Raw genomic sequence first — 18,520 nt, forward strand, 5'->3', positions numbered from 1 at the left:
CGTAGCCGTGAGGAGTGACGGTCCCGCGCTGACCCATTCTCGCTCGGGGAGCGGGAGGCAAGGAGCAGGTGGGCAAGGAGCAGGAGGGCAGGGAGCCCGCGGGCAGGAGAGAATGGATGCCATGGCCAACGACGTCGACGCCCTGCTGTCCCAGCTCACTCTCGAAGAGAAGGCGTCGCTCGTCACGGGCGACGGCTTCTGGCACACGAGGGCGATCGAGCGGCTGGGCATACCGGCCATCACGCTGAGCGACGGACCGCACGGCGTTCGTCGCCAGCCGCCTGAGCAGGAGAACGGCATAGGCGGCAGCTACCCCGCCACCTGCTTTCCGCCGGCGGTCGGGCTCGGATCCACCTGGGACGCCGACCTCATCGAGCGCGTGGGCGAAGCCCTCGGCGAAGAGTCGAAGGCTCTCGATGTGCAGGTGCTGCTCGGTCCCGGCATCAACATCAAGCGCTCGCCCCTGTGCGGACGCAACTTCGAGTACTTCTCCGAAGACCCGCTCATCGCCGGGGCCCTCGGGAGCGCGCTCATTCGCGGCATCCAGAAGACGGGCGTCGGCACATCCCTCAAGCACTACGCGGCCAACAGCCAGGAGACCGACCGGTTCCGGGTGAGCGCCGACATGGACGAGCGCACCGCCCGCGAGATCTACCTGGCCGGCTTCGAGCGGGCGGTGAAGGATGCGGCGCCCGCCACTCTCATGGCCGCTTACAACAAGGTCAACGGCGTCTACGCGACCGAGAGCCACTGGCTGCTCACCGAGGTGCTGCGCGACGAGTGGGGCTTCGACGGCGTCGTCGTCTCGGACTGGGGCGCGGTGAACGACAGGGATGCGGCAGTCGCAGCCGGCCTCGACCTCGAGATGCCGGAGTCGGAGGCGGGCCCGGAGGCGATCGTGGCCGCGGTGCGATCCGGATCGCTCGACGAGGCATCCCTCGATGCCGCGGTGCGGAACGTGCTGAAGCTCGTGTTCGATCACGCGCACTTGAAGACGGATGCCGGCCGCCGCCTGTCCGTGCCCGACGAGCTCGTCGCTTCGCACCACGCGCTCGCGCGGGAGGCGGCATCCAGGGCGGCTGTGCTGCTGAAGAACGAGGGAGGCGTGCTGCCCCTGTCCTCGGATGGCTCCATCGCCGTGATCGGAGAGTTCGCGCGCAATCCGCGATACCAGGGCGCAGGAAGCTCTCAGATCGAGCCCACGAGGCTCGACGACGCGCTCACCGAGATCCGCCGGATCGCCGGCTCCGACGTGCCGTTCGCACCGGGTTTCACGCTTGACGGAAGCGGCGACGCGGCCGGGCTCGCGCGCGAGGCAGCCGCGGTGGCATCCGGTTCCGAGGTGGTCGTCGTGTTCCTCGGCCTTCCCTCTGTTGCCGAGTCTGAGGGCTATGACCGCGAGAACATCGAGCTGCCTGCTGACCAGATCGCACTGCTCGCTGCGGTGGTACAGGCCAACCCGAACGTGGTGGTCGTGCTGTCGAACGGCTCGGCGGTGCGGGTCTCGGACTGGGAGGCGGGAGCCCGAGCCATTCTCGAGGGATGGCTGCTCGGGCAGGCCGGCGGGGGCGCGATCGCAGACATCCTGTTCGGCGTGACCAACCCGTCCGGCCGGCTCACCGAGACCATCCCCGAGAAGCTCGAAGACAACTCGGCGTTCCTCGACTACCCGGCCCACGATGGCCATCTCGAGTACGGCGACGGCGTCTTCGTCGGCTACCGCTGGTACGACGCACGGCAGCTGCCCGTCAGCTATCCGTTCGGGCACGGCCTGTCGTACACGAGCTTCGAGTACTCGGGCCTGTCGATGAGTGTCGAGGGGACGGATGCAGACCTGGCGGTCCACGTGTCCGTCACCGTGACGAACACGGGAGCGGTGGCCGGCCGTGAAGTCGTGCAGCTGTACGTCGCAGCCCCGAGCGCCCACGTGCGTCGGCCGCTCAACGAGCTGCGCGGCTTCCAGGTGGTGCCGCTGGAGCCGGGTGAGAGCCGCGAGGTCTCCTTCACGCTCGGATACCGCGACTTCGCCTACTTCCACCCGACGCTGAAGCGGTGGTACGTGGAGAACGGGTCGGTCGGGATCCTGGTCGGGGCGAGCTCGAGGGACATCCGCGAGCAGGGCAGCGTCGAGCTGCAGCTCAGCGAGCCCGTGGTGCCGCTCGACCGGCAGTCGTCGCTCGCGGAGTGGATGAGGCATCCTGGCGGCCAGCAGGTGCTCGCTGGGTTGCTGCAGCAGGCGGCGGCCCAGAACCCAGAGGCGACCGCGATGTTCCAGAACGAGGAACTCGTCGCGATGATGGGCTCGATGCCTCTGCGTCGCATCGGCCGCTTCCCCGGCGTGGGGCTCAACGACGACACCATCGACGCCCTGATCGCCCAGGCGAACGCGGGCTGAGCCCGCGGTTCGCATCTCAACTGCAGAAATGGCGCCAAGGCAAACGCCTTGGCGCCATTTCTGCAGTCCAAACCGGCAGCGCGTCAGGATGCGGCGGTGGCAGCACTGCGGATCGCGCGTACCAGCGCGGCCGGCGCATTGAGCTCGTCGTCCGTCACCCGGAAGACGCGCCAGCCGGCCTCCTCGAGCAACCTGACGCGGCGCAGGTCCTCGCGCCAGCGACGTTTGCTCGAGCGGTGCTCGTCACCCTCGTATTCGATGGCGATCTTCAACGCGGGGTAGGAAAGATCCGGGTGGAGCACCACCCCGCCGGCGACGGCCACGGGATGCGCGACGACCGGCTCGGGCAGGCCGTGCTCGACGAGCAGGAGCCGCAGCAGCGATTCCCTGCGTGAATCGACCGGAGCGCGGAGCCGGGGCAGCGCCCAGCGGATGCCCGCGGCGCCTGGCGTGCGGCCGTAGCGGGATGCGGCATCCGCAAGGTCCGCGGGAGTGCACAAGGGTGTGGTGCGGATCTCCGACCTGATCCGTTGGCCCGAGATGAGGAAGTCGCCGGCGGCGACGAGATCCTCCCTGGAGAGCATCGAGGACAGGTGGCACCACGTGTCGGCGGCCGTCGTCACCGGCATGCGATTGCGGTGGCGCACCGCCAGCGGCCGGAACTCGTGCCCGACGACGCCCCTGGTGCGGGGTTTGCTGCCTTTCGTCGTGCCGACGTGGACATCCAGCGACTGCTCGAGTTCGAGCGGAAGCGGTATGCCCCACAACAGTGCGGCGGTCGTGTGGCAGTAGAACTGGCCGGGTCTCAGACGCGGCGCGTACGCCCGCGCGAGGGCGATCGGGTCATCGAGCGCCACGTCCACGCTTCGGATGCCGTGGAACGGTGCGTCGACATCGCCGGCTCGCAGGCGCCCGCGGCCGAGTCCGTTCGGGCCGGGTCCGGCGGCGCGGAACGACGACCCTCGCAGTTCCGGCGGCAGCGGGATGCGCGTGGGATGCCAGGAGTGTGCTCGATGCGAGCCCACACCCTCCGGTTCTGTCCACAGCAGCGCTCCGCGAGCGTCTCAACTGCGGAAATGGTGCCAAGGCAGGCGCCTTGGCACCATTTCCGCAGTTCAAACTAAGGAGCGGGCGACGTGACCTGCGGCGGTATGGACGGCGAGGTTTAGCCTGATGGCATGAGTGCGGACGCGGGGGCGTCGACCGACACGACGCGGGGTGAACACGAAAAGACCTTCCTCGGTCAGCCGAGATCGCTGGCCAACATCTTCGGGGTGGAGATGTGGGAGAGGTTCTCGTTCTACGGGATGCAGGGCATCCTGCTGCTCTACCTCTACTTCTCGGTCGCGCACGGCGGTCTGGCCATGCCCAAGCCCGAGGCGGCCGGGATCGTCGGGGCGTATGGCGGTGCGGTCTACCTCTCGACCATCATCGGCGCCTGGGTGGCCGACCGGCTGCTCGGGTCGGAGCGGGTGCTGTTCTACAGCGCCATCGTCATCATGTGCGGTCACATCGCGCTGGCGCTGCTGCCCGGCTACCTCGGCGTGGGGGTCGGTCTCATCCTGGTCGCGGTGGGGTCCGGCGGGCTCAAAGCCAACGCCACGACGGTGGTCGGCACGCTGTACAGCGAGCACGATCCGCGCAGGGATGCCGGCTTCTCGGTCTTCTACCTCGGCATCAACCTGGGTGCGTTCTTCGGTCCACTCCTCACCGGGCTGCTGCAGTCGACCATCGGATTCCACTACGGCTTCGGACTCGCCGCGCTCGGAATGGCCATCGGACTCGTGCAGTACTCGTTCGGCCGCAAGCGCCTCCCCGACGAGGCCCGGAACGTGCCGAACCCGCTGCAGCGATCGCGGTACGTGCTGTGGCTCTGCATCGGTGCCGCGGGCATCCTCGTCATCGTCGTGCTCACGCTCGTCGGCGTCATACGGGCGACCAACCTGTCGCTCGTGGTCATCGTCGTCACGATCGTCGCGGCCATCGGATACTTCGTGGTCATCCTCACCAGCAGGCTCACGGATGTCGAGCGCAGCCGGGTCTACGCGTTCATCCCGCTCTTCATCGCGAGCGCCGCGTTCTGGTCGTTGTACCAGCAGCAGTTCACCGTGGTCACCTTCTACTCCGACAACCGGCTCAACCGGGACCTGTTCGGCTGGGACTTCCCGATCTCGTGGGTGCAGTCCATCAACCCGGTCTTCATCATCGTTCTGAGCGGTGTGTTCGCCGCTCTGTGGACGAAGCTCGGCGAGCGGCAGCCCTCCACCCCGCTGAAATTCGCGATGGGAACGGTCATCATGGGCGTCGCGTTCCTGCTGTTCCTGCCGTTCGCCGGCGGCGGCAAGAACAGCACACCCTTGTTGGCGATGATCGGCATCCTGCTCGTGTTCACCATCGCCGAGCTGCTGCTGTCTCCGGTCGGGCTCTCGGTGTCGACCAAACTCGCGCCATCTCGGTTCCACGCGCAGATGGTGGCGTTGTTCTTCCTGTCGGTCGCCCTCGGCACGGCGCTGAGCGGACAGCTCGCCCAGTTCTACTCGCCGAAGACGGAGTGGGCGTACTTCGGTGTGCTGGGTCTGGTCGCCATCGTGATCGGCGTGGTGCTCGGACTCATGGCGTCGTGGCTCAGACGCCTGATGCGAGGCGTGCGCTGACCGTCAGCTCGCCAGCGCGCCCAGTTGCACGAGGAACCAGATCGAGACCCCAGTGCCCGCTGCTAGCGCGGCGCCGCCCTCGATGATGCCTGCGAGGGCATAGCCGCGAGGGCGTCCGCCCAGGTAACTCGCGATGCCGAGGCCGATCGCGACGAACGCCGGCACCCACGCCAGCAGGCTCAGACCGGGAACGACCGCGAACACGGCGGCGACGATGCCGGCGATCATCGCGATCAATCCGAGTCGAGCCCTCCGATTGCCCGGTTGCGCGGGCGCAACGTCGCGGAGAGCCCAGCGGATGCTCGCGGCATCCGGCGCCTCGTAATAGGCGTCCTGATTCGGCTGGGCAGGACGGTAAGGCTGAGCGTCCTGGTAAGGCGGGGCACCTTGATATGACTGGCCGTCCTGTCCTTCATACCGCTGCTCCGCCTCCCCAGAGGGCGGAGGAGCCTGCACGTACGGTTGACCGGTTCGGCCGGATGGCTGCGGTGGTTGGGCGTATGACTGCGCCGGCTCGACGTAGAACTGAGCGGGCTCCGCGGATGGCTGCACCGGCTCCGCAAAGAACGGGGCGGGCTCGGCGTAGCGCTGAGCAGGATCCGCGTATGGTTCCCCGGCGTCGGCGTATGCGTCGGCATAGGACTCGGGTGCCAGCAGCGGAGTGGGCAGCAGGGGCGGCGAGGTGCGCCGCGGCCGGATGATCGTGGCCTCCTCCACCTCGTCGGGCGGCGCCGGCACGCTGATCGCAGGGGCTGCGCGGTGGGCCGCGCGGGAGATGCCGGTCCATTCGGTGCCCGACCAGTACAGCTCCTCCGCGTCGTTCCACGGGTTCGGGTACCAACCCGCCGGAGAATCTGCAGCCATGCGACGAATCCTAAACCGCGCTCGGTGGCGAGCGGATGGCGTCCGCAAGCCCGCAGTGCAGGCATCCGTTCATTGCGGCGCGGTACGTTCGAGGCGAAACCCGACCTGCGACGCGAGCGACGACCGAGCGAGGAACACATGAGAATCTCCGTGACCGGATGCGGCTACCTCGGTGCCGTGCACGCCTCGGCCATGGCCCAGCTCGGGCACGACGTCGTCGGCATCGATGTGGACGTGCGCAAGGTCGAGCGCCTGTCGGCGGGCGAGCCGCCCATCTTCGAGCCAGGGCTGGCCGAGCTGCTCGCCGAGTCCATAGCATCCGGACGCCTGCGTTTCACGACCGATCCGGCCGCGGCCGCAGATGCGACGGTGCATTTCATCGCCGTCGGCACTCCCCAGGCACACGACGGAAACGCCGCGGATCTGCGGTTCGTCGACGCCGCGGTGGATGCCCTGCTGCCGCATCTCGGCGCCGGCCACGTCGTGGTCGGCAAGAGCACTGTTCCGGTCGGTACCGCCGCCGGCCTCGCCGAGCGCATCGATGCCACGGGCGCACGGCTGGTGTGGAACCCGGAATTCCTGCGCGAGGGCTACGCCGTGCACGACACGGTGGAACCCGACCGGCTGGTGTACGGGGTGGAGGCGGGGGACGAGGCATCCGTCGCCGCGCTCGATGAGGTCTACGCGCACGCGATCGGGCTCGGCACGCCGCGCATGGTCACCGACTTCGCGACGGCGGAACTGGTGAAGGTCGCGGCCAACGCCTACCTCGCCACGAAGATCTCGTTCATCAACGCGATGGCCGAGATCGCAGAGGTGACGGGGGCAGACGTGACGCAGCTCGCGGATGCCCTCGGCCACGACACCCGCATCGGCCGCCGGTTCCTGAACGCCGGCGTCGGCTTCGGCGGCGGATGCCTGCCGAAGGACATCCGCGCCTTCACGGCGCGTGCCGAGGAGCTCGGGCGGGGGGAGTCGGTCGCCTTCCTCAAAGAGGTCGACGCCATCAATCTGCGCCGCAGGCACCGTGTGGTCGACCTGGCGACGGCCGAGCTGGGCGGATCGGTGGTCGGTCGCAAGGTCGCTGTGCTCGGCGTCACGTTCAAGCCGCACTCCGACGACGTGCGCGACTCGCCGGCGCTCGACGTGGCCGTTGCGCTCAAGGGACTGGGGGCCGACGTGGTGGCCGCCGACCCGCAGGGAGTGGCGAACGCGAGGGCGAGGCATCCGCAGCTGGAGTACGCGGACGACACAACGGATGCCCTGCGCGGCGCCGACCTCCTCATCCTCGTCACGGAATGGCCGGAGTACACGGGCCTGGACCCGGTCGCCACGCGCGAGCTGGTGTCTGGAGCGATCGTCATCGACGGACGCAACGCGCTCGACCGCGATGCCTGGATGGCGGCTGGCTGGCGGTACCGCGGCATGGGGCGCAGCTGAGGGCGGGGTCTCGATACGCGTCGCCTGCGGCGGCGCTACTCGACTGGCGGTGGCGCTCCGGCCCAATATCCTTGACCCCATGTTCACCGACCTCCCAGAACACGAACTGCGTACGTACACGAGCGACCAGCGCGAGCCAGACGACTTCGACGCCTTCTGGACCGAGACGCTCGACGACGCCCGCTCCTTCCCGCTCGACGTCGTTCTGACCCCGGTCGAAACGGCGCTCACGACCATCGACCTCTTCGACGTCATGTTCAACGGCTTCCACGGGCAGCGGATCAAGGCGTGGCTGCGGGTGCCGGCGGCGGCGTCGGGGCCGCTGCCTGCGATCGTGCAGTACCAGGGGTACGGCGGCGGACGCGGCCACGCTCTCGAGAACCTGCTGTGGGCATCCGCCGGCTACGCCCACCTCATGATGGACACCCGCGGGCAGGGCTCGACCTGGGGGCTAGGCGACACGGCCGACCCGGACGGCAGCGGTCCGGCGTACCCGGGAGTCATGACGAGGGGCATCGAGAGCCCGCATACGTACTACTACCGTCGCCTGTTCACGGATGCCGTGCGGGCCGTCGAGGCGGCTCGCTCGCTCGACGTCGTGGATGCGGACAGGGTCGTCGTGGCCGGCGGGAGCCAGGGCGGAGGCATCACGCTCGCGGTCGCCGGACTGGTGCCCGATCTCGCGGCCGCGTTCCCGCGGGTTCCGTTCCTGTGCGACTTTCCCCGAGCATCCGTGATCACCGACGACTTTCCCTACAAGGAGATCGGCAAGTACCTCGCCGTGCACCGTGACCGGGTCGGCACCGTGCACTCCGTGCTGAGCTACTTCGACGGCGTCAACTTCGCCAAGCGCGCAACCGCGCCAGCGTGGTTTTCGACGGCGCTGATGGATGCCGTCTGCCCGCCTTCGACCGTGTTCGGCGCGTTCAATGCATACGCGGGCGCATCCAAGGAGATCGTCGTCTGGCCGTACAACGGTCACGAGGGCGGCGCGTTCGAAGACGACGTGCGCATGCTCGCGACGCTGCGCGAGCTGTTCTGACCGCGCGACTGCGCTATCGGTTCGATCGCACTATCCGTTCGATTGGGCGTGCACGGGCGCCGCGAGCAGCACTGCGCCTGTGGCGGTAGCCCGCAGCTCGACGCGCTGGATGTCGCTCACCGGGATCGCCGTCGAACCGCTCGTGCGCACCACGTCGCCCGGGCCGGCGTACCACGTGGCCACCTGATCGGTCGTGCCGTCCTTGGCCACCGCCCAGAGGGCATACTCCCACCTGGTCGTGCCGCCGGCCTTCGGAGACCAGCTCGAGTCGGCGTTCCAGTCGCAAACCATGCCGATCGACGTGCCCCACTTCTTGGCGGTCAGCGTGATGCTCGCCGTGAGTGGGCTTGTCGACTCGGATGTCGTCCCCACCGGCTGCAGGCTCGTCGCGAAGGATGCCGCGGGCGGTTCGCTCACCATCGAGGGCACCACCAGCGCGATCACGGCCGCGATGGCAGCCGCCCCGACGAGGGCAGCCGCCAGCGACCGGCGCCGCATCCTGCGACGTCGCCGCACCCGGTGCAGGAGCGAGGGCATGAGGTCGGGAACCTGGGGCTGCTCGTTGTCGAGCAGCTCGATCGCCTCGTCGCGAGACAGCGTGCCGAGCAGGCCGGGCATGCCGGCCAACTCGCGGATCGATTCCGAGCAGATCGGGCACACCCCGAGGTGCTCCTCATACGCTCGACGCTCTGCTGGGGAGAGCGCGCCGAGCACGTAGGCGGCGTCCCACTCGGCGAAACGTTCGTGGTCTTCGCGCAGGTTGTCCGCGCTGTTGCGCGTGTCGCGATCGTTCATCGGGTCACCCCCTTCTCCTGCAGTGCGAGGCGTAGCGCTCGCAGTCCGTAGTGCATCCTCGACTTGACAGTGCCTTCTGGTATCCCCAGCTCTCTGGCGATCTCGGCCGTCGAACGGCCCGCGTAGTACGCGTGAACGATGACGGCGCGGTGCTCGTGCGACAACGTCGAGAGGGCATCGGCGACGAGCCACGCGTCGAGGCGGGCATCCGTCTCGTCAGGGGTCGGGGCATCCGGAAGAACATCAGTCGTCACTTCGTGGTTGTGTCTGGCGCTCCGCACGCCGTCGATCACGAGGTTGCGAGCTACCGTGAACAGCCAGGCGCGAGCGGATGTCTCGCTCTGGTCGAGCACGCTCGGCTTGCGCCAGGCGCGCAGCAGCGTCTCCTGCACGATGTCGTCGGCCTGAGCCCTGTCGCCCGTGAGAGACACCACGTAGCGCCAGAGCGCCGGCGCATGCTCGTCGTGAAGGGCACGAAGCAATGCCGCATCGTCGGCGGTCATGTCGTCTCCCTTCCGCGGCTCACTGCTGGCTGCGCCTGCTCTCTCAGTGTGCGCGCTCGGTGTTACCGAGAACACGAGCCAGGTGCCGCCGTGGTTCATCCGGGACGTCGGGTTTCGATAGGGCAGGCGCACCGTTGGTTGAGTAGCGACGCGCAGCGTCGCGTATCGAAACCACGAACGGGCAGTGGGGTTTCGATACGCCCGCTGGCGCGGGCTACTCAACCCGCGGTGGCGGCGGGCGCTACTTGCTCACGGCCTTCGCCTTGCTCGCATTACCGGTGCCCGAGCGGGCGCGGGATGCCGAGGTTCGCGTGCGGGAGGCCGAGGCATCCGCTGCTTCCGTTGCAGCGCGCGAAACGGGCACGAGCCGGGTCAGCTGTGTGACGTGCGAAGGGTTCAACTCTTCGAGGCTCGAGACGCCAAGCAGTCGCATGGTGCGACGGAGCTGGGTCGCCAGGATGTCGATGGTCTTGTCCACGCCCTCGCGTCCGCCGGCCATGAGTCCGTAGAGGTAGGCGCGGCCGACGAGCGTGAACTTCGCGCCGAGCGCGACGGATGCCACGATGTCTGCACCGTTCATGATGCCGGTGTCGACCATGACGGTGGCGTCCTTGCCCACCTCGCGCACGACATCCGGAAGCAGGCGGAACGGCACGGGAGCCCGGTCGAGCTGCCGCCCGCCGTGGTTCGACAGCACGATGCCGTCGACCCCGACGTCGATCAGGCGCTTCGAGTCCTCGACGTTCTGAACGCCCTTGATGACGATCTTTCCCGGCCACATGCTGCGGATGGTGGCGAGGTCGTCGTAGCTGATCGTCGGGTCCATGGCTGCGTCGAGAAGGTCGCCCACGGTGCCGCCAGTGGACGACAGCGATGCGAATTCCAGCGGCGGAGTCGTGAGGAAGTCGACCCACCACCACGGGCGCGGGATGGCGTCGACGATCGTGCGCAGTGTGAGCTGCGGCGGAATGGAGAAGCCGTTGCGCTTGTCGCGCAGCCGGGCACCTGCGATAGGTGTGTCGACCGTGAACATCAGAGTGTCGAAGCCCGCAGCCGCCGCCCGGCGCGTCAGCCCGTAGGAGATCTCCCGGTCCCGCATCACGTAGAGCTGGAACCAGTTGCGACCGTTCGGGTTCGCGGCCTTGACGTCTTCGATCGAGGTCGTGCCGAGCGTCGACAGCGTGAACGGGATGCCTGCGGCACCGGCCGCGGACGCGCCCGCCGTCTCGCCTTCGGTCTGCATCAGCCTGGTGAAGCCGGTCGGTGCGATTCCGAACGGCAGGGCCGAGGGGCCGCCGAGGATCTCGCACGTCGTGTCGACGTCGACGGCCGGACGAAGGATGTCCGGGTGGAACTCCACGTCCTGGAACGCCTGGCGCGCGCGGGCAAGGCCGATCTCGCCCTCTGCCGATCCGTCTGTGTAGTCGAACGCGGCCTTCGGGGTGCGGCGCTTGGCGATCGTGCGCAGGTCTTCGATCGTGTACGCGGCATCCAGCCTGCGCTTCTTCAGATTGAACTCGGGCTTCTTGAACTGCATCAGGGCCGCCAGTTCACGCACCTGCGGCAGCTGCCTCTTCACCATGTTCTCGTTCTCCTCGGTGGTCTGTTGGTCGGATGCGTCGTCACGCGATGCGGGACTCGGCGTAGTACCCGGCGACGTGCGCGCGAACGCGGCGGGCGGCATCCGTTGCGTCGCTGTCCCGGATGGCCTGCACGATGCCCCGGTGCTCGGCGCGGAGCCGCGCGGATGTCGCCCACCACGACGGCAGGTTCGGTACCGCCTGTAGCACGTAGCCCTCGATCGAGTCGCGCAGGCCGGCCATGGTGGCGCTGAGTACCGTGTTTCCGGATGCCTCGGCCAGTGCCACATGGAACCGCGCGTCGAGCGCGAGGAACTCGGCGGGCTCGAGCCCTGGCACGTCCATGGCGTCGAGCAGTGCGGATGCCCTGTGCAAGCCTGCCTCGGCCGCTGCGCCGTCGTCGTGCGCGGTGGCGGCGGCGAGATGTGCGGCGATGGCCGGCTCGACGACCAGCCGCGCCTCGACGACGTCGGCGACGGGGAAGCCGTGCGCCGCCACGTGCAACCGCATCACTGCGCTCATCCCGCCGTCGGGAGAGGCGACGATGATGGCGCCGGCGTTCGGTCCGCTCCCGGTCGCCGTTCGGACCAGCCCGAGCACCTCGAGCACGCGGATCGCTTCGCGCACCGACGACCTCGCGACGCCGAGATCGGCGGCCAGCTGACGTTCGGGCGGAAGGTGATCGCCCGGTCGCAGCTCACCGCTCAGCAGACGGGACTCGATGTGCTCGAGCGCAACGCGCCACGCGCGGGCCGTTGGAGGGGGCGCGGACTTGGCAGCTTGGTCCGCTTCACCATCCAGCGCCATGTCACCCCCTGTGGTCTGACCACAGAAGAGTACCAGACAGGGGCCACCGTGACCGAGCCGGCGGCGGCCCCGCCGCATGACCTCGCATGACTTCGCGGAATGCTTGGGCTGCTCAGGCGTTGCATCGTAGAGACGTCACCGGCGACGCATCCGCTCAGGCGCCGGTGGCAGCGATCCCGTTGGATCCCCTCGTTTCGATGGCCCGCCGCGGGCGCCGTCCGACTACCAAGGAGAAACCATGTCTGCACCGCGAACCCGCATCGGCTCATCGGACCTCGAGGTCTTCCCGCTGTCGCTCGGCGGCAATGTGTTCGGCTGGACGGCCGACGAACAACACTCCTTCGCGGTGCTCGACGGCTACGCGGATGCCGGCGGCAACTTCATCGACACCGCCGACGGCTACTCGGCCTGGGTGCCAGGCAATCACGGCGGCGAGAGCGAGCGCGTGATCGGACGCTGGCTGGCGCATCGCTCCGACCGCGACCAGTTCGTGATCGCGACGAAGGTGAGCACGCATCCCGAGTTCAAGGGCCTCGCTCCTGCCAACATCAAGGCTGCGGCGGATGCCTCGCTCGGCCGTCTGCAGGTCGACCACCTCGACCTGTACTACGCCCACTTCGACGACACGACCATTCCGATCGCCGACACCGTCGGCGCCCTGTCGGAGCTCGTGGACGCCGGCAAGGTGCGCGCGATCGGCATCTCGAACTACAGCCCTGAGCGCATCGACGAGTGGTTCGACGCGACGGAGCGCAACGGGCTGCACCGCGCGGTCGCCCTGCAGCCGCACTACAACCTGGTCGAGCGCGACTTCGAGAGCGGGCTGCGGGAGCGTGCGAAGCGCTTCGGCCTCGGTGTTGTTCCCTACTACGCACTCGCGAGCGGATTCCTCACGGGCAAGTACCGCGAGGGCGTCGATGTCGACAGCCCGCGGGCGGGCGGCGCCGCGAAGTACCTCGACGAGCGGGGCAGCCGCGTGCTCGCGACGCTCGACGAGGTGGCAGAGGCGCACGGGGCATCCGTCGCCGCGGTGGCTCTCGCCTGGTTGCGCGAGCAGCCGACCGTGGTGGCACCGCTGGCGAGCGCACGCACCGTCGAGCAACTGCCCTCGCTGATCGAGTCGGTCGCGCTGCAGCTGACCGACGACGAGGTGGCCGCGCTGAGCGAGGCATCCGCCGTCGAGGAGGACGCCGCAGCCTAGCGCCCGGCTTCGCGTCCGTCGGTGACGGGCCCGGCCTGACCGGTGCCCGTCCCGGCTGCCGCTGCGCCGAGATTGCGCTTCTGCCACGGCCAGGCGCCGGAGATCTCGAGCTCGAGCGACCAGCTCAGGAACGTTCGGATGAGCACGATGCCCGCGAGCACCGCGACCGACTCGAGCGTCGGCGTTATGGCGACCGTGCGGATGATGTCGGCCGCCACGAGCAGTTCGAGCCCGAGCAGGATCGCGCGGCCCAGCTGCCGGCGGAAGGTGCGATAGACGTCTGGATCGCGCCGTCGCAGTCCGGGAACGGTCAGCGCTCCCGCGGCGACGGCCCCGATCACGATGACCGCGACTCCGACCGCATCGATCACTTTTCCGACGGTCTCGATGATCTCCGCGAACAGCACAGGCACCTCGTTCCGCTCTGCGCCGCGGCCTCGTGCGCTGGCCGAACACCAATCGCGGTGGTTGCGGACTCTACCGTGCTGGCCGGCCTGCCGTGGTGAGGCGCACCCACCCGACTCATGACCGCCGGCCGGATCGGCGTCTAGGTGCGGAGCACGACGTTGAGCGGCGGCTCGCCTGCGAGCATCCGCTCGATCTGACGGCGTAGCAGCCGGGCCATGCGCGGCATCATTGCGCTGGTGGCACCGCCGACGTGCGGCGAGATGAGCACGTTCGGCAACGCATACAGCGGATGCCCCTGCGGCAGTGGCTCGGGATCCGTCACGTCGAGCGCGAACCGCAAGCGGCCGGCCGCCGCATGCTTCAGCACGGCGTCCGTGTCGGCGACCGCGCCACGCGCCACGTTCACCACGAGGGCGCCGGCGGGGAGTGCGGAGAGGAACTCGTCGTCGACGAGGTGACGCGTGGCATCCGTCAGCGGGGTGCCGATCACGACGATGTCGGCATCGGGCAGCAGCTGCGGCAACTCGTCGATGCCGTGGATGCGCAGGTCGCCCTCGTCACGGGCGCGAGAGGCGACGCGCGTGATCTCGACCTCGAACCCGGCAAGGCGTTCTTCGACGGCCTTTCCGACACCGCCGTAGCCCACGATCAGCACCCGGCGGTCGGCGACGCTCTCGTATCGAGCGGGCGCCCACTCGCCTCGCTCGGAGGCGCGCACGAAGTCAGGAATGCCGCGCTGCGCCGCCAGCATGAGCGCGAGCGCCAGCTCGGCCGTCGACGTCTCGTGAACGCTCGAGGCGTTGGCGAACACCATCCCGGCCGGCAGCGCGGCCGCAACGCCGTCGTAGCCGATCGACTGGCTCTGCACGAGTCGCGCCCGAACGCCGGCCAGGCCGCCGAGCACCTTGGGACCGCCCATGTACGGGGGCACCACGATGTCGAATTCGTCGCGCGGCGGCGGCGACTTCAGGTCCCACTGCACGAATTCGACGTTCTGCGGCGCCGCCCCCGGGAGCGACTCGTATGCCTCAAGCAGGGCGGATCCGGGGATGCTCACGACGATGCTCACGGATTCGACCCTATTCGGTGGCGCAGCGCGGCATCGACCTTGTGCCGTGCAGGCGCGACGTGCGGCGGAAACCGCCGGGCAACGTGCGCGCAATGTCGCGGGCATACCGTCTGGACGTGGGCGACCTTTTCGACGGATACACGGCGGTGAAGCGCCGCAGCGCTGCCTCCGCGTGGGACGAGATGTTCGCCGACCCGGATGCCTCGCCCGGCCTCCCCCGCGACACCTATGCGGACGTGCACTCCGCGCTGGCCCGCATGACGCAGGACGAGCTGCGCGGGCGCACCGAATCCCTCGCAAGCTCGTACCTCGCACAGGGCGTCACGTTCGACTTCGCGGGCGAGGAGCGCCCATTCCCGCTGGATGCCGTTCCGCGCGTCATCGACGCCGACGAATGGCGACTGGTCGAGGCCGGCGTGAAGCAGCGGGTTCGGGCCCTCGAAGCGTTCCTCGACGACGCGTACGGCGAGCAGCGGTGCGTTCGCGACGGGGTGGTGCCTGCATCCGTCATCGGATCCTCGACGAACTTCCATCGCCAGGCGTATGGCATCAGAAGCGCAAACGGCGTACGCATCCAGGTGTCGGGCATCGACCTCATCCGCGACGAGAACGGCGTCATGCGCGTGCTCGAAGACAACGTGCGCGTTCCGAGCGGCGTGAGCTACGTCATCTCCAACCGCAGGGTGATGGCGCAGACTCTGCCCGAGCTGTTCGTGAGCATGCGCGTGCGACCCGTGGGGGAGTATCCATATCGGCTCCTGGGTGCCTTGCGCGCTGCGGCACCCGCCGGCGCCGTCGACCCGACGATCGTGGTGCTCACGCCCGGTGTGCACAACTCCGCCTACTACGAGCACGCGCTGCTCGCCCGTCTGATGGGCGTCGAGCTCGTCGAGGGCCGCGACCTGTTCTGCGCCGACGGCTACGTCTGGATGCGCACGACGAACGGCCGCGCGAGGGTCGACGTCATCTACCGCAGGGTGGACGACGAATACCTCGACCCGCTGCAGTTCAGGGCCGACTCGGTGCTCGGGGCACCCGGGCTGCTCGCAGCCGCGCGCAGGGGCAACGTCACGATCGCGAACGCAGTGGGAAACGGTGTCGCAGACGACAAGCTGACCTACACCTACCTGCCCGAACTGATCAGGTACTACCTCGCCGAGGATGCCCTGCTCCCCAACGTGCACACCTGGCGCCTCGAAGACCCGGATTCTCTCGAAGAGGTGCTCGACCGCCTCGACGAGCTCGTGGTGAAGCCCGTTGACGGCTCGGGCGGCAAGGGCCTGGTCGTCGGGCCGGATGCCTCGGCATCCGAACTCGCCGACCTGCGCGATCGGCTGCGTCGCCACCCGCGCGGCTGGATCGCCCAGCCCGTCGTTCAACTCTCGACGATCCCGACGCTCGTCGACGACGGCATCCGCCCGCGGCACTCGGACCTGAGGCCGTTCGCGGTGAACGACGGAACGGATGTCTGGGTGCTGCCAGGCGGCCTCACCCGCGTCGCGCTTCCCGCAGGCCAACTCGTCGTGAACTCCTCCCAGGGCGGGGGATCGAAGGACACGTGGGTTCTCGACCATCCGGACGAGACACGTGGAGCATCTCGCCTTGGCTTCCTCGACGAAGCCCACCGGGTTCCCGACCTCGTGGCAGCGCAGACGGCGCCGGGAGGCGAGCCCCGGCCGCAACTCGGCGTCTCGCAGTACGACCAGGAGCAGCAACAGCAGCAGACGCGATCATCGGATGCCCAGAGCCGCCCGGGCGCGGCGCCTCGGCCCGCCGCCACGACCGTGGTTCCGAACTCGCCTCTGCGGAGCTCCCGTACCGACGAGGAAGCGGGGGAATGATGCTGAGCCGGATAGCGGAATCCCTGTTCTGGATCGGCCGCTATCTCGAGCGCGCGGACGGCACGGCGCGCATCCTCGACGCCCACCTTCAGCTGCTGCTCGAAGACCCCTGGATCGACGAAGACAATGCGTGCAGATCGCTGCTCGCCGTGATGGGCGCAGAGGCGCCCGAGGCGGGGCTGTCGGTCGGCCGAGCGGATGCGCTGCGGCTTCTCGCCGTCGATCGGTCAGGGCCGTCGTCGATCGCCTTCAGCCTCTGGTCGGCACGCGAGAACGCCCGTCGTGCCCGTGAGATCGTCTCGACCGAGCTCTGGGAGACGCTGAACACGACTGCTGCCGGCATGCCGCGACGCGTCACTCCCGAAAAGGTGCACGGATTCCTGCACTGGGTGCGCGACAGGGTGGCGCTCGCCGTCGGTGTGAACGAGTCGCTCATGGGGCGCGACGACGCCTGGCACTTCTACCGACTGGGCCGCAATCTGGAGCGGGCCGACATGACGGCCCGACTGCTGGAGACGCGCTCCCTCACACAGGCGATCGGGCTGAGCTGGACGACCATCCTGCGCTCGTGCAGTGCGTACGAGGCCTACCTGCGCACCTACCGGGGCGTGGCATCCGCTCGCAACGCCGCGGAGTTCCTGCTGCTCGACAGGCTGTTCCCGCGCTCGATCATGTACTCCGTCTCGCATGCGCTCTACGCGGTGCGCGACCTCGAGCCCCCGACCGCCCGCGCCGGCGTGCCCGGCCGCGCAACTCTGCTGCTCGGACAGGTGATCAGCGGGCTCGAATACCGATCGATCGGAGAGATCGTGGACGACCTACCGGCGAACATGGCGGCCGTGCAGCGTGCGACGAGCGCGACGAGCGAGGCGATCCGCAGCAGGTACTTCCCGGCCAACGCGCTGCCGGTCTGGGTGGGGGAGTCCTCGTGAAGCGGCTGAAGGTGGTGCACACCACCGGGTTCAGGTACGCAGGCGACGTGACGGCGTCGTACAACGAAGCACGCATGCTTCCCATCGGCGGCGACGGGCAACTGGTGCTCTCTGCCCAGCTGGATGTGACGCCTGGCGGCAAGCAGTTCGGATACGTCGACTACTGGGGCACGCAGGTGACCGCATTCGAGGTCATCACGCCGCATGACGAACTCACGCTCACGGCGACGAGCTTCGTCGAGGTCGCCCCGCGCATGCGACCGGCCTCTCCGGCAGACTGGCGCACCGTCGCCCGTGCTGGTGCGATGGCGGTGGCGTACGCCGAACAGACCAGGCAGACCCCGCGTACGCTGCCAGACGACGACCTGCTGGAGCTGGCGCGGGAGGTGACGAAGCGCACCCATGCACCTGATCCCGCGGCGCTGCTCATCTGCGACAGCATCAGCGAGGCGATGGAGTACCTGCCCGGCTCGACCGGTGTGTACTCGACGGCGGCCGAGGCGTGGGAGAAACGCAGCGGTGTCTGCCAGGACATCGCTCACGTCGCGCTCGGGGCCCTGCGATCGGTCGGCATTCCGGCCCGCTACGTCTCCGGGTACCTGCACCCGGATCCCGACCCGGTGATCGGCAAGACGGTCACCGGCGAGTCTCACGCATGGGTGGAGTGGTTCTGCGGCTCCTGGCGCGGCTACGACCCCACGAACCGCATCGAGATCGGCGACCGCCACGTGCTCGTCGGCAGGGGCAGGGACTACGACGATGTCGCGCCGATCAGGGGTGTCTACGCCGGCCCGAGCGAGTCGGAGCAGTTCGTGTCGGTGGAGATCACGCGCGTGAGTTGAGGCGCTCCGGGCGCTCGATTCTCGGTCGATTGTCGTTCACCGTGCGGCTCCGAGGCCGCGGGGCTTCGTCACGTGACACGACGTCAACGATATCGAAATCACAGACCGTCGCGAAGCACCAGTCCCAAAAAGGTTGACAACGCCGAG

General features: G+C 68.7%; 16 protein-coding genes. 8 read left to right on the forward strand and 8 right to left on the reverse strand.

What is annotated here, in order from left to right; all coding sequences use genetic code 11:
- Positions 1–121 precede the first annotated feature (121 nt).
- Positions 122–2,395, forward strand: coding sequence for a glycoside hydrolase family 3 C-terminal domain-containing protein (locus ACO2Q7_RS11430; RefSeq protein WP_423355725.1), 2,274 nt, complete (start codon positions 122–124; stop codon positions 2,393–2,395).
- 83 nt (positions 2,396–2,478) lie between these two features.
- On the opposite strand, the gene ACO2Q7_RS11435 is transcribed toward ACO2Q7_RS11430, so the two are convergent.
- Positions 2,479–3,420, reverse strand: a complete 942-nt coding sequence (locus ACO2Q7_RS11435) for a hypothetical protein (RefSeq protein ID WP_423355726.1) — start codon at positions 3,418–3,420, stop codon at positions 2,479–2,481.
- A 153-nt stretch (positions 3,421–3,573) separates the two neighbouring features.
- On the opposite strand from ACO2Q7_RS11435, the gene ACO2Q7_RS11440 reads away from it, so the two are divergent.
- Positions 3,574–5,049 carry a peptide MFS transporter gene (locus tag ACO2Q7_RS11440; protein ID WP_423355727.1) on the forward strand — a complete coding sequence of 492 codons (1,476 nt, stop codon included), beginning with the start codon at positions 3,574–3,576 and terminating at the stop codon, positions 5,047–5,049.
- A 3-nt stretch (positions 5,050–5,052) separates the two neighbouring features.
- Here ACO2Q7_RS11440 and ACO2Q7_RS11445 read toward each other — a convergent pair whose 3' ends face one another.
- A complete protein-coding gene (locus ACO2Q7_RS11445; RefSeq protein WP_423355728.1) occupies positions 5,053–5,913 on the reverse strand; it encodes a hypothetical protein in 861 nt (286 codons plus the stop codon).
- A 138-nt stretch (positions 5,914–6,051) separates the two neighbouring features.
- Between ACO2Q7_RS11445 and ACO2Q7_RS11450 the strand changes: the two genes are divergently transcribed.
- Positions 6,052–7,353: a UDP-glucose dehydrogenase family protein gene (locus tag ACO2Q7_RS11450; protein WP_423355729.1), complete on the forward strand. Its 1,302-nt coding sequence runs from the start codon at positions 6,052–6,054 to the stop codon at positions 7,351–7,353.
- 79 nt (positions 7,354–7,432) lie between these two features.
- Positions 7,433–8,395, forward strand: a complete 963-nt coding sequence (locus ACO2Q7_RS11455) for an acetylxylan esterase (RefSeq protein ID WP_423355730.1) — start codon at positions 7,433–7,435, stop codon at positions 8,393–8,395.
- 30 nt (positions 8,396–8,425) lie between these two features.
- On the opposite strand, the gene ACO2Q7_RS11460 is transcribed toward ACO2Q7_RS11455, so the two are convergent.
- The 4 genes from ACO2Q7_RS11460 to ACO2Q7_RS11475 all read right to left on the reverse strand — a co-directional run bounded on the left by ACO2Q7_RS11460 (position 8,426) and on the right by ACO2Q7_RS11475 (position 12,080).
- Positions 8,426–9,190: an anti-sigma factor family protein gene (locus ACO2Q7_RS11460; RefSeq protein WP_423355731.1), complete on the reverse strand. Its 765-nt coding sequence runs from the start codon at positions 9,188–9,190 to the stop codon at positions 8,426–8,428.
- Positions 9,187–9,693 (reverse strand): sigma-70 family RNA polymerase sigma factor, encoded by a 507-nt coding sequence (locus tag ACO2Q7_RS11465; RefSeq protein WP_423355732.1) that lies wholly within the window; start codon positions 9,691–9,693, stop codon positions 9,187–9,189. The genes ACO2Q7_RS11460 and ACO2Q7_RS11465 overlap by 4 nt, the downstream gene beginning before the upstream one ends.
- A 241-nt stretch (positions 9,694–9,934) precedes the next feature.
- Positions 9,935–11,275 (reverse strand): alpha-hydroxy acid oxidase, encoded by a 1,341-nt coding sequence (locus ACO2Q7_RS11470; RefSeq protein WP_423355733.1) that lies wholly within the window; start codon positions 11,273–11,275, stop codon positions 9,935–9,937.
- 40 nt (positions 11,276–11,315) lie between these two features.
- Positions 11,316–12,080, reverse strand: coding sequence for a FadR/GntR family transcriptional regulator (locus tag ACO2Q7_RS11475; protein WP_423355734.1), 765 nt, complete (start codon positions 12,078–12,080; stop codon positions 11,316–11,318).
- Positions 12,081–12,318: 238 nt separating this feature from the next.
- Between ACO2Q7_RS11475 and ACO2Q7_RS11480 the strand changes: the two genes are divergently transcribed.
- Positions 12,319–13,281, forward strand: a complete 963-nt coding sequence (locus ACO2Q7_RS11480; protein WP_423355735.1) for an aldo/keto reductase — start codon at positions 12,319–12,321, stop codon at positions 13,279–13,281.
- Here ACO2Q7_RS11480 and ACO2Q7_RS11485 read toward each other — a convergent pair.
- On the reverse strand, positions 13,278–13,688 hold the full coding sequence (locus ACO2Q7_RS11485; protein ID WP_423355736.1) for a DUF1622 domain-containing protein: 411 nt from the start codon (positions 13,686–13,688) through the stop codon (positions 13,278–13,280). The two genes, ACO2Q7_RS11480 and ACO2Q7_RS11485, sit on opposite strands and share 4 nt — an antisense overlap.
- A gap of 140 nt (positions 13,689–13,828) precedes the next feature.
- Positions 13,829–14,758: a 2-hydroxyacid dehydrogenase gene (locus ACO2Q7_RS11490; protein WP_423355737.1), complete on the reverse strand. Its 930-nt coding sequence runs from the start codon at positions 14,756–14,758 to the stop codon at positions 13,829–13,831.
- Between the two features lie 116 nt (positions 14,759–14,874).
- On the opposite strand from ACO2Q7_RS11490, the gene ACO2Q7_RS11495 reads away from it, so the two are divergent.
- From ACO2Q7_RS11495 to ACO2Q7_RS11505, 3 genes are read left to right on the forward strand one after another with little or no spacing between them, the layout of a single operon-like run.
- Positions 14,875–16,599, forward strand: a complete 1,725-nt coding sequence (locus ACO2Q7_RS11495) for a circularly permuted type 2 ATP-grasp protein (RefSeq protein WP_423355738.1) — start codon at positions 14,875–14,877, stop codon at positions 16,597–16,599.
- Positions 16,599–17,531 (forward strand): alpha-E domain-containing protein, encoded by a 933-nt coding sequence (locus ACO2Q7_RS11500; RefSeq protein ID WP_423356015.1) that lies wholly within the window; start codon positions 16,599–16,601, stop codon positions 17,529–17,531. The genes ACO2Q7_RS11495 and ACO2Q7_RS11500 overlap by 1 nt, the downstream gene beginning before the upstream one ends.
- Positions 17,528–18,373: a transglutaminase family protein gene (locus ACO2Q7_RS11505; RefSeq protein WP_423355739.1), complete on the forward strand. Its 846-nt coding sequence runs from the start codon at positions 17,528–17,530 to the stop codon at positions 18,371–18,373. The genes ACO2Q7_RS11500 and ACO2Q7_RS11505 overlap by 4 nt, the downstream gene beginning before the upstream one ends.
- Positions 18,374–18,520: the final 147 nt, after the last annotated feature.

It is taken from the genome of Rathayibacter sp. KR2-224, assembly GCF_049446075.1.
Lineage (GTDB): Bacteria > Actinomycetota > Actinomycetes > Actinomycetales > Microbacteriaceae > Humibacter.

Bases quoted from the DNA above. Each gene is read 5' to 3' on its own strand.
- ACO2Q7_RS11470 (WP_423355733.1), bottom strand. From the start codon at position 11,275: ATGGTGAAGAGGCAGCTGCCGCAGGTGCGTGAACTGGCGGCCCTGATG.
- ACO2Q7_RS11455 (WP_423355730.1), top strand. From the start codon at position 7,433: ATGTTCACCGACCTCCCAGAACACGAACTGCGTACGTACACGAGCGAC.
- ACO2Q7_RS11475 (WP_423355734.1), bottom strand. From the start codon at position 12,080: ATGGCGCTGGATGGTGAAGCGGACCAAGCTGCCAAGTCCGCGCCCCCT.
- ACO2Q7_RS11480 (WP_423355735.1), top strand. From the start codon at position 12,319: ATGTCTGCACCGCGAACCCGCATCGGCTCATCGGACCTCGAGGTCTTC.
- ACO2Q7_RS11465 (WP_423355732.1), bottom strand. From the start codon at position 9,693: ATGACCGCCGACGATGCGGCATTGCTTCGTGCCCTTCACGACGAGCAT.
- ACO2Q7_RS11430 (WP_423355725.1), top strand. From the start codon at position 122: ATGGCCAACGACGTCGACGCCCTGCTGTCCCAGCTCACTCTCGAAGAG.
- ACO2Q7_RS11450 (WP_423355729.1), top strand. From the start codon at position 6,052: ATGAGAATCTCCGTGACCGGATGCGGCTACCTCGGTGCCGTGCACGCC.
- ACO2Q7_RS11445 (WP_423355728.1), bottom strand. From the start codon at position 5,913: ATGGCTGCAGATTCTCCGGCGGGTTGGTACCCGAACCCGTGGAACGAC.
- ACO2Q7_RS11500 (WP_423356015.1), top strand. From the start codon at position 16,599: ATGCTGAGCCGGATAGCGGAATCCCTGTTCTGGATCGGCCGCTATCTC.
- ACO2Q7_RS11440 (WP_423355727.1), top strand. From the start codon at position 3,574: ATGAGTGCGGACGCGGGGGCGTCGACCGACACGACGCGGGGTGAACAC.
- ACO2Q7_RS11460 (WP_423355731.1), bottom strand. From the start codon at position 9,190: ATGAACGATCGCGACACGCGCAACAGCGCGGACAACCTGCGCGAAGAC.